This window comes from Leeuwenhoekiella parthenopeia, assembly GCF_020782115.1.
In the GTDB taxonomy this organism is placed as follows: Bacteria; Bacteroidota; Bacteroidia; order Flavobacteriales; family Flavobacteriaceae; genus Leeuwenhoekiella; species Leeuwenhoekiella parthenopeia.
Window position 1 is genome coordinate 1 of sequence record NZ_JAJGMW010000040.1, and the last position, 13,419, is coordinate 13,419.

Consider the following 13,419-nt stretch of genomic DNA (forward strand, 5'->3'; position numbering starts at 1 on the left):
AGAAAATGACCCCAGTAGCCTTTGAAAAACAGTGTTCTTTGTTGGCTATCCCACAAAGAACAATAATGACTATTTTTAACAATGAAATAATAACCTAAAAACGGTCAACGCTATTTAGGGAAGTACAGTAAAGACTTTTTAATAAGCAGTTTGTTGGTATAACGCTCTGCACTACGATACCTTCTTGTAGGCCATTATTCAAGAAATAATGATTATTTATATCGTTAAACGAATTTTGACCCCTCGGTTCAGAATAGCCGCAGGCAGCTCCGAAGGACAGGAGCGATAGCGACGCGGAGCTGACAAGGCGGTTTTCGCCCCTAAGGCGAAAAATTCCTAAGCGAGGGTGTCTTTTCTTTTGTTACTTTTCTTTGGACAAGCAAAGAAAAGTAAAGGACAAATTATAGTTCCCTTAAGCTTATCCATTCCTGACTACAGCTATTATCTTAGTTAAAAATACCTTCCCATTTGTCCTAATAAACTAGTTTCGTAGAAACTCAAAATACCCACTGATGATACGTTACCTGATTTTACTTGCGGTTCTTATACTTTCCTGTAAACCGTCCACCGAAAAGGATACCGGGACAGAAGATATTCAAACTACAGCCCCCGATACGCTTAGCAGTCAAAATGAACCCGTTTATGAAACCCGGGAAGACGCGACTTTGGCGCAATTGCAGGGAGTCTGGGTGAGTACAGAAGATTCCAAATCGTATTTGGAAGTGACCGATGAGCAGCTGCTAATGGGGTATGAAGGTATGGAAGACGCATCAGATACCTATACCTTGCGCATTGCAGACCAGTTGCCCGATGGACAGCCGTCAAATCCCGACACCCAATATCTGATTTTGACTCAGGAAGGCGATACGATGAATTATGCGATTGATAAGCTTACCGAAGATTCCTTAACACTCCTGTATTTACCGCGGGGTAATTTTTTGAGTTATACCAAAACGAAGAATTAAATAGCTTTTAGAGATTGTTCGTAATCAGCCACAATCGGTATTCTAATGTCAGGTCGAGCGTGTCACACTGAGCTTGTCGAAGTGCAGCCGAGACCTCATACTAAGCAGATCAGGTTTAAAACCCATTTCCAAAGAAATCGATATAGTAAAATTGACTATATTGTAAGGGTTAATTTTAATCCTTTACACTATGAGTACGCTTCCCAGACGCAAATTTTTACAGCAAACCACTTTGGCTACCGCAGGCTTAAGCCTTTCGGGGTCATTATTGGCAAATCCGGTTTCTATTTTTGGAGCCAATGACCTTATGAACTTTGCGGTAATAGGCTGTAACGGGATGGGATGGTCAAATATGCAGGCGCATTTAAAACTGCCTAATGTGACCTGCGTCGCTCTGGCCGACGTAGATCAGCGGGTGCTCGACCGCCGTAGTGCTGAAGTCAAAGAACTTACCGGCAAAGCCCCAAAAGTCTATACCGATTACCGCAAGATGCTCGAAAATAAAGACATCGATGCCGTCATCATCGGCACGCCAGACCATTGGCACTGCCTGAATATGGTTGATGCGCTGCAGGCGGGTAAGCATGTGTATGTAGAGAAACCTTTGGCCAACAGTATTGAAGAATGCAACGTCATGCTCAAAGCCGCCAACGCGTCAGACAAGCTGGTGCAGGTAGGGCAGTGGCAACGCAGCGGGCAGCAGTATGATGAGGCGATTAAATACGTACAATCGGGTAAACTGGGACAAATACGCCTTGTAAAATGCTGGGCGTATCAGGGCTGGATGAATCCCGTACCCGAAAAACCCAATACGACTCCGCCTCCCGGAGTAGATTATGCGATGTGGCTGGGTCCTGCGCCCGAGCGTCCCTTTAACGAAAACCGCTTTCACTTTAACTTTCGCTGGTTTTGGGATTATGCAGGCGGTCTGATGACCGACTGGGGTGTGCACGAACTCGACATTGCCCTTTTTGCGATGGGTGCCAAAGCGCCAAAATCGATTCTCGCCTCCGGCGGAAAGCTGGCCTACCCTGATGATGCTTCCGAAACTCCCGATACGCTTCAGACCGTTTATGAGTTTGATAATTATAACCTGTTGTGGGAACATGCTACCGGTATTGACGGTGGGCCTTACGGTCGTACCGAAGGGATTGCGTTTATAGGCAATAACGGCACGCTGGTGGTAAACCGCGGCGGCTGGGAAGTCATCCCGGAAGGTCAACGCGTAGACGGGGAGTGGAAAACCAAAATTGACCGCATTGAGCTTATCAGACCTGAAGGCAATGCCCTGGATAAGCATGCTAAAAACTTCGTAGACGCCATACGCAACAACGATAAAAGCGCGCTGGCCTGCGGAGTTGAGACCGGCAGCGTTGCCGCCATCACCGCACATATGGGCAATATTGCCTATAAAACCGGTAAAAAAATCTACTGGGATGCCGCGAGCGGTTCGTTTAACGACGCCGAGGCAGACGCCCTTGTGGGTGCCCGTTACAACAACGGCTGGGAACTGCCTAAGGTGTAATTCCTGAAGGTTTCCGGTTTTCTAAAATTAGCGCTGTGCACCTTGTACATTCATCTCCAGCAGGTAAACCGCCTGCTGGGCGGTGATAAAAAGGCTTTTGCGGTCTGTTCCGCCAAAGGTGACGTTGGCCGTCCAGTCTTTAGGAATGGGAATGTGTTCCACCTGAGTTCCTTTAGGATCATAAATGGTCACGCCCTTACCCGTAAGGTATACATTGCCTTTGCTATCCAGCGTCATCCCGTCTGAACCCTGGTCTGTAAACAGCCTTTTATTAGTGAGATCACCGTTTTCGGCAATTGTATACACATAGGTTTTGTTTGCGCCAATATCAGCGATGTAAAGGGTTTTTCCATTCGGAGTGCCAATGATTCCGTTGGGTTTAACAAAATCGGTCGCGGCGATACGCAGGTCACCTGTCGGGGTTAAAAGATATACCTGTTCGGCCTCGATTTCCTTTTCGCTATGCTCCCAATACGGTCTTTTGTAAAACGGATCGGTAAAATAGAGGTTGCCGTTTGGGGCAATCCAGATATCGTTTGGTCCGTTAAGGCGTTTGTTTTCAAAGTTTTTGACCAAAACGCTTACTTCTTTTTGGGGCGAAATGCTCCAGAGTTCAGACTGGTTATCGGCAGCCGCCAAAAGATTTCCGGAAGCATCAAAATAGAGTCCGTTAGCGCGGCCCGCTCCTTCCATAAATACCGAAAGGCTATCGGTTGTCGCATCCCATTTGTAAATACGGTCGTTAGGCTGATCGGTAAAATACACATTGCCGGAAGCATCTGCCGCAGGGCCTTCGGTAAAGCTGAATTGGTCTGAGAGCAGTCTTGGTGTGCTTCCGTTTTTAATCAGCGGTTTTTGACCGGCACAGGCGGAAAGCAGGATGGCACCGGTTAATGCAAGAATGGATTTAAGCATACTGGGTTGTTTTTCGAATCCTAAAGATAGGGAAATGCGGGGGAGTGAGAGGTGAGAGGTGAGTGGTGAAAGGTTTATTTGGTGGAAAAGACGAAAGACGAAAGACGAAAGACATTTGGTCTTAAATACCCCATACTTTTAGTACCTCTCTTATTTTTTAAAACCGGGAATGAAGTATTTGGGATTGGAAATAGCTGCGTATAAATAACACAACTCTTGATACTTTAAAAATAAAGGAATTAAGTATCGACTATCATCGCAAAACCTTTGCAACCACTTTAGACTCTTTAGAACTGGCAGGACTTTATGAATACCTGCAAATCACTAACTGAATCAGGCTTTAGCCAGGTATTCTTTAGGGGTGAGTACCGGTAGTTTTGAATTTTTAAAATCCTTTTTGTTTCGGGTGATAATGACGTCAATTTGGTTCTCAAGGGCAGAATAGTATTGCAAACCATCTTCAAAATCGATAAAACGTTCATCACTTAAAGCCAGTTCGGTGATTTTATCATCAAGACTTAAAACTTCAACCAAAACCTTAAATTTTCTGAGGATTTCACGGGATTCTTTGGCTGATGTTAACCTGGTAAGAATATAATTGGTGTTGGCAAGGGTTAGTGAAGATATCGTGAGCTGAAGTTGATTTCGATCTCCCAGGGAGAATAAAACGGCTGCATCTTCATAAAAGCCATCTCTTTTGGAGAGTATATCAATGACAATATTAGTGTCGATTAGAAGGCGTTTCATTTGTACTTTTCTAATAAATAATCGGTGTACGCATCTTTTTCATCAAAACCTTCATCCAGGTTGATGATCCCGCTGAGACTCTTAACCAATGGTGTGATTTCAACCTCTTGTTTATCGTTTCGGGTTAGTGAACCCAAATAAGACTCTATCAGTTTTGAAAGGCTGGTATTGTTTGATTTTGCATAACGCTTTGCAGCGTTGATAACGCTCTCATTCAGGCTTAAAGTGAGTTTTTTGTCCACAGCTCATTATTTTACGTGTAAAAATAATTAATTATTACGTAAGATTTGCTATTTTCTGAATTTTGATTGTAACAATCTATAAGAAATCGCAGGCCTTACTTTTAAGGAATTCCTCAACAGGCTATCAGGAATTTTTACTAATTTCAAAATCACAAATCATTAGGTTTTTGATAAAACCCTTTTAGCGGCCGGTACTACCGGTCGTTTTTTTGTTATACCAAGTTCCGAAGGGCAAAACCTCATTTGAGGGGTTTAGCCAAAGGTTATACTACGTTGAGGTGGTTTAGTTCTAAACGGTAACCTCAGGTTAGAGTTCAGATCCGAGTGCCGTCTTTGCGCCTGTTTTAAGTCTTCCTTAAATGTTAACAAAATGTGCAATTTTGAGTTTTGAGCTCTCATTTTCATACTCTCTGATGCTCTATCCTAGGCTTTGAGTAGCCTTTGCTTGGGGGATGCTCTACTTTTGGCTCGAAACTGACGGTTTTCGGAGCTGATAAAAAGATATCTTTGCTCCCGCTATCTTCGGGTAGCAGTCACCCTTGTTTTACGCTAATTCCTTGCCAGTACTATGCCTGCCGCTTTCAAATTTGGTTTGTTATTTTGTTTTTTATCGCTGTTTGGTTTTCAACAGGCCTATTCTTCAGATCCCATAATCATCTATCAATCTGAGCGGCTTGTCATCACCCGCCTTTCCGAAAACACGTTTCAGCATACCTCCTTTTTTCAAACCCGGGATTTTGGCAATGTGGCATGTAACGGTCTTATAGTTCGTGATGGAAACGAGACGATTGTCTACGACACGCCTACTGACGATGCGGGTTCGTACGAACTCATTACCTGGATTGAAGATAGCTTACAGGCCAAAGTGAAGGCGGTGATCCCCACGCATTTTCACGCCGATTGCCTGGGTGGATTGCAGGCCTTTCACGCGCATAAGATTCTGTCTTATGCGCACCGCAAAACCATAGCTCTGGCTCAGGAAAAGGGCTATGTGGTGCCGCAACATGCATTTGATGATCTGCTTGTTTTGGAAGTGGGAGATCAAAAAGCCACCGCCCGGTTTTTTGGAGAAGGCCATACGACCGATGATGTAGTGGGCTATTTTGCCCGTGAACACGTACTTTTTGGCGGTTGCCTTATCAAAGCTGTAGGTGCCTCTAAAGGCAATCTGGAAGATGCCAACACCGACAGCTGGTCAGACACGGTGCGCAAGGTAAAAGCCGCCTATCCCGATGTGCAAATCGTAGTGCCCGGTCACGGAGATCCCGGTGATAGCGGGTTGCTTGATTATACGATTGGGCTTTTTGAAAAATAAACCATCGCATTTCAATTAAGGAAAGCAGCTCCCTTCCTTTGAAGTGAGGGTTGGGGATGTGATGTTTTCAGAATAAAACGCGTTAAAACATCCCTTTAAATCACCTTTCAAAGGGAGACTTTTTCCTCATTATAAGCCTTGCTGCCTTGAGTTTTTAACTACGTTTAGTGGCGCAGGTTTTAAGTGTTATTTCCTGATGTTTTTTCTTTTGCTTTGAAATCGAATTACTTAAAACAAACCTAGAACTTCAATTAGCGTTTCTGTTCTTTTGTCTTGATACAAAAGAACCAAAAAATCAAGGCTTACAGAAGGTTCTCTAAATTTTTTGTTCACTGCGCTGCATGCGCTTAACTCGGCCGCTGGCCTCAAACAGAACCGCCTGCCACGCTACGTTCACCGCAAATTTAACGCGAACCTTCTGATAGGCCGGTGCTGACGTATTAATTGGCTTTTTAATAAAACCTAAGTTCCCTTTATCTGTCGCTACCTTTAAACTAGTATTTTATTCAAGACTAAGAATTCAATTCTTTAGCCTTCTTTTTCTTCAGTATAGCAAGGAGTCCCCGTTAAAAATTTTCGAAGCCTTGGAGAAAATTTAGAGGACTTGTTGCGGTTTTGCCCCTTAGGGCAAAAATACCTAAGAAATTTGCCTGAGAATAATGACAATTGAAAACTCAAATTATCATAGGCACATTATATCTGACCAAAACCAATAGGAGATACAGATAAAAAAGGCTCCTTTCTTTTGGTTCGCCTGCCCTGAGCGCTAGTCGAAGGGTTTCTTTGGACAGGCAAACCGAGGTACGAGGTTCACGAGATCCACAACCAATAAGCGACAGCGAGCTAAAGAAAAGTAAGGAACAAACTATAGAACCTATAAACACACAAACCGACATCAGGAAGTTTACAAGCACTTAAAACAAAACCACCACTTCAACCACCACTCATTCCCATATCAAAAAAAGCCCCGGGTTTTTATAAGCCTCTGCAACCCTAATGCAGAGCATTATTCAGGAAAGTAGGCCTGAAGGTGAAATTTTATGGGTTTCCGTAAAAATTATACGGAAATACCCCGTATATTTAATACGTAGTGCCGTTAGATAGCGCTTGCTGCCCTTCACCCAATTTAAAATTGCACGCGCAACAGATCTAATACCCCTTTCTTGTGTACACAAGGGCACAAAACCAAAAACAGGGAAGCCCTGGCGGGCTTCTGGTTTTTGAGTTTATGCCTTAAATTAGGCAACCTAATGAACAGGATACCAAAGAAAAATTACCTAAAAGGCAAAACCGTATTTGTAGTTTCGATACTGGTAATACTGGCTACGTTTCTAACAGTATGGTTAACCGGAATCAATTATAATCGCGCAGTTACTGCCAATCTTTATCTTTCACTTTCCATAATTGGCTTGATTCTGTTTCTATTTATGGCTTATGGCCTGTATAAAGGCGTGGGTCTTCAGGATGATTTTCCCAAATACAAGAGCTATAAAACCGGTGATCTTTTTGCTTACGATATCAACGGAACTTTTAAAACCCCGGACGCCGATTTGGGAGCAGGTATAGGCGGCCTCCTGCTATCTATTGTTTTATGGATTGTTATGACCCTGGCTTTAATTGTATTGATGCTGCTCCTGGAGGCCTTGTTTTGGTTTTCGTTGTTTATCATCATCCTGATGCTGTATTGGGTATTCTTTAGAGCCTTAAAACTGGTATTTGCCAAATCGAATAAAACCCATGGAAATCTGCTCCTGTCAATTTTGCATTCATTTACGTATACCCTGCTTTATTTGGGTTGGATTTTTGGAATCGTATACCTGAGCACGTTGGTTTAGAAAGCGGAATATTTTTCATGGATATCAGAAGCTGAATAAAACGAAATCTAAACGGTAAAACAGTTTAAGCAAACCCTTATTTTGCAGAACCAATAACCTATGTGACATTGCAAGACTTCAGAATTAAATTAAAGGAAATCTACCTCCCCTTTGTAGTAGTCTCCATCTGTACCATACTTTTTTATAACCTCTTCAGATGGGTTTTTGATATCAGGCTTGGTGTGATTCCATTAAAAGAAGAACTGCTCGACATCTGGATCCCTTTTATAATTCCGGTGTTGCCCGTATTGATTTGGCTTAGGCGCCCAATAAGAATTTTAAAACTTAAAGATACAGACAGGGGACGTTCAGGTATTCGTGCTCTAATGATTTTTGCTATAGTTGCTCCTATTGTTATAAGCCAGCAGTATATTAAAAAAGCTGCATTTGACCTGGTCACCCTTGAAAATGCAAGCGAGATTAAAAGTCACGGGGCTGAAAAATATTTTAAAATCAACAATTTTCGGGTAAACAAAGATGCACGTGTAGATTATGCCACTGCACGAACATCGGGAAAACGAAATGACCGGCTCAATTTCTTTTTGTATTTGGCCTGCCCTTTTAAAAATGCCGAAAATATATGGTATGGCGTTGAATACAACGAGAGTACCGGCAATACGGGTACAACTACGCAGCAGAATGCCTGGTTTAGCAATTTCCTAAACTATTCGGAAAGGAATTTTGCCAGCTATTATTTTCAGGATGTATCCTATTTTGAAAAAGTAGGATATTCAGACGATTGGGATGGCTATATGCAAGCGATTAAAAATGCAAACCCCAATGCAGCTGAAACCCAACAAATTATTCTGATTCCTAAAACGGATGAGTTTGAAGAACGATTTGGTGACACCTTACTCTGGGTGTTTGGCTCCTTTGGTATAGGTCTTCTCGTAATACTGCTGCTGATACTGTATTCCAAAATTGATGAAAAGGCCCTGCGTGATTTTAAAGCGAATAAACCCCTGAAAGATGATGATCTAAGAGCTGTTCTGAATTTTTTAAACCCGTTAGGATCCAATGGAGGAACGGCCATTTTAATCTTTGTAAACATTGGAGTTTTTGTAGTGATGATTTTTTCTGGTATAAGTTTCGTCTCGCCTACAGGAACCGAACTTTTAGATCTGGGAGGGCTTAGAAAAACGGAAGTAGTACAGGGGGAATACTGGAGGCTTTTTACATCTATTTTTATTCACTTCGGTTTTATACATCTCTTTATGAATATGGTGGGACTGGTATTTGGTGCTATTTTACTGGAAAGTATATTAGGGAGAATCAAACTGATTCTAAGCTTTATAGCTTGTGGGGTGCTTGCAGGTTTGGCAAGTATAGTAGTGCACGAGCATACCATAAGTGTAGGTGCCTCGGGTGCCATTTTTGGGCTTTATGGGTTGATTTTAGCTTTTACCGTATTTAGGATTTATACAATAAGAACACGGGCATTAACCTGGGGCTTGCTGGTTCTCTATGCCGGGGTAAGTTTGGTTACGGGATTCCTGTCAGACGGTGTTGATAACGCAGCGCATGTAGGCGGACTCCTTAGCGGCTTTGTCCTGGGCGTACTATTGATCGCTTTTGATAAAGAAAACCTGATAAAAAAAGCAGGATAGCCTGTTTTATGCTTTAAAACCTGATTTACAGATGAAGCTTCCTAAGGTCTGAATACGGGTGTTTTTCCCCTAAATAGCATTTAAAAACAGGCTTTTACAGATTTCCTTACTTTTTAGTGTAGGGGATGTGGTAGATTTATGACTTTGATAGAAACGGCTATTATTCCGATAGTGATTGAAGTTAATAATTTGTTTGTAGCTGATAAAATCATTAGTTACAAGCTATGGGAAGCCAACCACACAAACGCAGATTTGGTTTGTGCAAAAGTATAAACCAAAGGCAAAAAGCTGTTTTTAGTTAAAGCTCGAACTGAATAAAAATGGAAAGAATGGAGAAAGGTTCAGAGTGGAGAAAATGGGATTTGCATTTCCATACACCTTCATCATATGATTATGGAGATAACTCTGTAACTAATAAAGAAATTATAGATACTCTTCATGCAAATGACATTTCTGTAGTGGCTATAACAGACCACCACGTTATGGACGTTGAAAGAATTAAAGAACTTCAAAGTTTGGGAAGAGCTAAGGGAATAACAGTTCTACCTGGAATCGAGTTTTTGTCTGATTCCAGAGGTCGAGCACCTATACACTTTATTGGAATCTTCTCAGAAGATTGCAACTTAACTCATATTTGGGGACAAATTGAGAATAAAACGAATATCTCAAAGATTAAAGGAGAAGGAGCGAAAATTAATGAGGTCTTTTGTAATCTCGAAACCACAATTAAACTTATTGAAGAATTAGGTGGTCTTACAAGTATTCACGCTGGTGAGAAATCAAATACAGTTGAAAATATAACCCATTCTTTACCACACGGAGAAGCTCAGAAAACATTGATTGCTAAAAGTGTTGATTTTTACGAACTGGGTAAACCCGAAGATAAAGAAGGTTACTTAAATGTTGTATTCCCTGCTATAAAGAAGCATATTCCAATGATTATATGTTCTGATAACCATAATATCAAAAAGTATATCATTAAAGAAAATTGTTGGATTAAAGCTGATACAACATTTGAAGGATTGAAACAAGTTGTTTACGAACCAAAACAACGAGTAAGAATACAAGCATTAAAACCTCACGAAAAAGCGGGTTATCAAGTAATCGATTCAGTCAAAATATCACATAGTGACTTCCATTCACAAACTATTTACTTTAACCAAAACTTAAATTCAATTATCGGTGGTCGCTCAACTGGTAAATCAATCCTACTAGGTGCAATAGCAAAAAAGCTTAATAGTGATAAAGAAGTAAAATACGGAAATGAAGAATATATAAATTTTGTAAATGAGGTCATATCCAACTTAGTTGTTACATGGAAAGATGGAACTGTAAATGACAAAAGAGACATTGAATACTTTCCACAAAGCTATATGTACACATTAGCAAGAAATAAGAATAAAGAACTTGATAACCTTATAGGAAGTATTATAAAACAGGACAGTTTGAAAAATCAGCTGATTTCAAACTATGAAACCTTTAATAGCGAAAACAGTACTGAAATAACCAATAAGGTCAATAAAATATTTCAGTTACAAGAAGATTTAGTCAAAAGACTCAATTTATTGAAGGAAAAAGGCGATAGAAAAGGAATTGAAACTGAAATTGAAAAGCTAACAAAAGAGTTAGCTGAGCTTAAAAGCAAATCTCAAATTTCCGAGGATGATTTGGAAAATTATTCTAATTTAAGAACTCAAAAAGACTCTTTGTCAAAATCTAATGAGTTTTTAAGAGATGAAATATCAAGAATTGAAAATCTAAAAGAAAAGTTTTTTATCAACAAAGAAATTGATTTTGAACTCGTTTCAATTTCCGAGGATAACCGAAAGGAAATCAGGCGAAAATTTGATGAATTAAGAGTAAAATTTCAGCGAGAATGGGAAGCTGAAATAGATAAAATTCAAGGCATCAACTCTTCTGTCAGACAAGAAAATGAAGAAGCAATTAACGAAATAGATAAGACTCCTATTTATGTTAAAGGTTTGGAAGCTTTTCAAAATAATACTCAGTACAGGGAAGTAGAGAGAAAGTTGAAAATTCAAAAAGACAAGCTTGCTGACATACTTTTAATTAAGGGCGAAGTTGATAAACTTAAAGAACAAATAGAATCCTTTAAAAACGCTATCAAGGATGCTCACCGTGAATACTTAAACAAAATTGAAGCTTTTAAAGAGGACTTGAGCGTTTCAAGAGGTAAACTCGAAATCAAAGCATCTCCTAAACTTAATAAGCGTTCATACAAAGATTTGCTAAACAGTAGCGTTAATCAACAAAGTTATCACGGTCAAAAGATAGTCGGAGTTGAGTTAGAAACTAACGAAAACTATTTTACTTCGGTAAACCAACTCTTTGATAAACTTTTAGAAAAAAATGTCACTCTCAAAGGTCAATACAGTCATAACTCACTATGTCAAAAGTTGATGGCAAGCAACTTCTTTGAAATATCGTACGAAATAATTTATGATGATATTTTCAATCAAATGTCAGAAGGTAAAAAGGCTTTTGTTGTTCTTCTACTTCTGCTTGATTTTAGTAATAAAGATTGTCCGATTTTAATTGACCAACCTGAAGATGATTTAGATAACAGAGCTATTTATAAGGAGTTAGTTACATACTTAGTTAAAAAGAAAAAAGAACGCCAAATTATACTTGTAACTCATAATCCGAATATTGTAGTTGGTTCAGATTCAGAATTAATAATAGTTGCAAATCAAAATGGAAATGATTCGCCCAATAAAAACGGAATTAAATTTCAATATGTTGCTGGCAGTTTAGAAAACTCACGTGAATTTGATGATTCCGTAAAGATTACTCTAGATTCTAAAGGTATTAAAGAACATGTTTGCGAGATACTTGAAGGTGGAAATGAAGCTTTCAAACAAAGAGAAAGGAAATATGCGATTGCAATAGAATAAACGCTCAAAGCTATACACATTTGCAAATCGCTAAAGCCAAAATTGTAAAAGATTATATCTCTGCCCCGTTCCTGCCAGTCTGTGACTGGTGGAGTAAAGTATAAAACTCCCACTTAACCATTAACCATTAACTCCCAAAACCCTAAATCCATCCCATAAAAAAGCCCTTTTCAAACGGAAAGGGCTTTGTGTTTTTTTACAAGCTCTACCTAATTGGCTGTTGGCTTTAAACCGGTTGCCTCAGCTTAGCCCCTTTAACCTGCCCCACAGCAGAATGCTTCCTCAAATCCTGCTTTTTAAAATAGCGTAGCGCATACCCAGAGCTCTTCCGCCGGTTTGATAGTCCTCTGGAGGAATGAATGTATTTACTACATTTTTTTCTGGTTTGATAATCAGTCTTTTAGTATTTTTAAACTTTATCAATCAAAAAATCAACAATGAAATCTTTAAAAGCCTTCCTGTTCCTTGTAGTGGCCGCTTTGCTGAGCAGCGGTTGTGGTTATGAAGTAAGCTATCATTCTTCGGTACAGACCACTACAACTACCCACACCGCACCAGATACGGTCAGCACAGACCCCGATCCTGAAATACGTAAACTTCAGGTCCGTAAAATGAGTTCGCAGGCTGCTTTGGGGGCTATCGCGCAGCAGGATAAAGACCCGGAGGTGCGTAAGCAGGCGGTACGTATGCTTAACTTTCAGCCTACACTAGGCGCAATTGCGCAGCAAGATAAAGACCCTGAAGTACGCAAACTGGCGGTAAGCAAGCTTACCTTTCAGCCTACATTAGGCGCAGTTGCTCAACAAGATAAAGACCCGGAGGTTCGTAAGCTGGCGGTAAGCAAGCTCACGTTTCAGCCTACACTGGGCGCAGTTGCGCAGCAGGATAAAGACCCTGAGGTGCGTAAGGCAGCGGTGAGCAAACTTACCTTTACACCTACCCTAAATGGTATCGCCCTCAATGATAAGGATCCTGAGGTGCGTCTTTTAGCCCTGAAAATCCTGAATACGCTTTAATTTAAATCCTTGCGATTATGAGCATTAGAATCTGCAAAGGAGGGATAGCCCTTTTCATTATACTGTTTACACTTCAGTCCTGCTTAGAAGTAAACCTCAAGGATAAGTCTGTAACCTTAACACAGGATGATTCCATGTATTTTTCAGAGGAAGACTTTAAGGGCACCTGGGAATGTAAGCTTCCCCTAAAACCGAACTGTTTAGAAGTATAATAATTCTTAATTTTAAACAGTATGAGACGCAGTAAATTCACACCTACACAGATTGCAAAAATTTTAAAGGAGTTCGACAACGGTAA

General features: G+C 40.4%; 10 protein-coding genes. 7 read left to right on the forward strand and 3 right to left on the reverse strand.

What is annotated here, in order from left to right; all coding sequences use genetic code 11:
- The first annotated feature begins 512 nt into the window (after positions 1-512).
- Both LLW17_RS18515 and LLW17_RS18520 read left to right on the forward strand, forming a co-directional pair.
- On the forward strand, positions 513-965 hold the full coding sequence (locus LLW17_RS18515; protein WP_228231783.1) for a hypothetical protein: 453 nt from the start codon (positions 513-515) through the stop codon (positions 963-965).
- A 190-nt stretch (positions 966-1,155) separates the two neighbouring features.
- A complete protein-coding gene (locus tag LLW17_RS18520) occupies positions 1,156-2,490 on the forward strand; it encodes a Gfo/Idh/MocA family protein (protein WP_228231784.1) in 1,335 nt (444 codons plus the stop codon).
- A 27-nt stretch (positions 2,491-2,517) separates the two neighbouring features.
- On the opposite strand, the gene LLW17_RS18525 is transcribed toward LLW17_RS18520, so the two are convergent.
- The 3 genes from LLW17_RS18525 to LLW17_RS18535 all read right to left on the reverse strand — a co-directional run bounded on the left by LLW17_RS18525 (position 2,518) and on the right by LLW17_RS18535 (position 4,394).
- The gene (locus LLW17_RS18525; protein ID WP_228231785.1) at positions 2,518-3,405 is read right to left on the reverse strand and encodes an SMP-30/gluconolactonase/LRE family protein; all 888 of its coding nucleotides are present in this window, start codon (positions 3,403-3,405) and stop codon (positions 2,518-2,520) included.
- 333 nt (positions 3,406-3,738) lie between these two features.
- Positions 3,739-4,152, reverse strand: coding sequence for a type II toxin-antitoxin system VapC family toxin (locus LLW17_RS18530; protein WP_228231786.1), 414 nt, complete (start codon positions 4,150-4,152; stop codon positions 3,739-3,741).
- Positions 4,149-4,394 (reverse strand): DUF6364 family protein, encoded by a 246-nt coding sequence (locus tag LLW17_RS18535; protein WP_228231787.1) that lies wholly within the window; start codon positions 4,392-4,394, stop codon positions 4,149-4,151. Before LLW17_RS18535 ends, LLW17_RS18530 begins: the two co-directional genes overlap by 4 nt.
- A 568-nt stretch (positions 4,395-4,962) precedes the next feature.
- On the opposite strand from LLW17_RS18535, the gene bla reads away from it, so the two are divergent.
- From bla to LLW17_RS18560, 5 genes are all read left to right on the forward strand, one after another.
- Positions 4,963-5,709 carry a subclass B1 metallo-beta-lactamase gene (bla, locus tag LLW17_RS18540; protein WP_228231788.1) on the forward strand — a complete coding sequence of 249 codons (747 nt, stop codon included), beginning with the start codon at positions 4,963-4,965 and terminating at the stop codon, positions 5,707-5,709.
- A 1,250-nt stretch (positions 5,710-6,959) separates the two neighbouring features.
- Positions 6,960-7,544, forward strand: coding sequence for a hypothetical protein (locus tag LLW17_RS18545; protein ID WP_228231789.1), 585 nt, complete (start codon positions 6,960-6,962; stop codon positions 7,542-7,544).
- A gap of 107 nt (positions 7,545-7,651) precedes the next feature.
- Positions 7,652-9,190 carry a rhomboid family intramembrane serine protease gene (locus LLW17_RS18550; RefSeq protein WP_228231790.1) on the forward strand — a complete coding sequence of 513 codons (1,539 nt, stop codon included), beginning with the start codon at positions 7,652-7,654 and terminating at the stop codon, positions 9,188-9,190.
- Positions 9,191-9,519: 329 nt separating this feature from the next.
- Complete coding sequence (locus LLW17_RS18555; protein ID WP_228231791.1) at positions 9,520-12,105, forward strand: TrlF family AAA-like ATPase; 2,586 nt, start codon at positions 9,520-9,522, stop codon at positions 12,103-12,105.
- Positions 12,106-12,542: 437 nt separating this feature from the next.
- Positions 12,543-13,121, forward strand: coding sequence for a HEAT repeat domain-containing protein (locus tag LLW17_RS18560; RefSeq protein ID WP_228231792.1), 579 nt, complete (start codon positions 12,543-12,545; stop codon positions 13,119-13,121).
- Positions 13,122-13,419: the final 298 nt, after the last annotated feature.

Bases quoted from the DNA above. Each gene is read 5' to 3' on its own strand.
- LLW17_RS18525 (WP_228231785.1), bottom strand. From the start codon at position 3,405: ATGCTTAAATCCATTCTTGCATTAACCGGTGCCATCCTGCTTTCCGCC.
- bla (WP_228231788.1), top strand. From the start codon at position 4,963: ATGCCTGCCGCTTTCAAATTTGGTTTGTTATTTTGTTTTTTATCGCTG.
- LLW17_RS18515 (WP_228231783.1), top strand. From the start codon at position 513: ATGATACGTTACCTGATTTTACTTGCGGTTCTTATACTTTCCTGTAAA.
- LLW17_RS18520 (WP_228231784.1), top strand. From the start codon at position 1,156: ATGAGTACGCTTCCCAGACGCAAATTTTTACAGCAAACCACTTTGGCT.
- LLW17_RS18545 (WP_228231789.1), top strand. From the start codon at position 6,960: ATGAACAGGATACCAAAGAAAAATTACCTAAAAGGCAAAACCGTATTT.
- LLW17_RS18560 (WP_228231792.1), top strand. From the start codon at position 12,543: ATGAAATCTTTAAAAGCCTTCCTGTTCCTTGTAGTGGCCGCTTTGCTG.
- LLW17_RS18530 (WP_228231786.1), bottom strand. From the start codon at position 4,152: ATGAAACGCCTTCTAATCGACACTAATATTGTCATTGATATACTCTCC.
- LLW17_RS18555 (WP_228231791.1), top strand. From the start codon at position 9,520: ATGGAGAAAGGTTCAGAGTGGAGAAAATGGGATTTGCATTTCCATACA.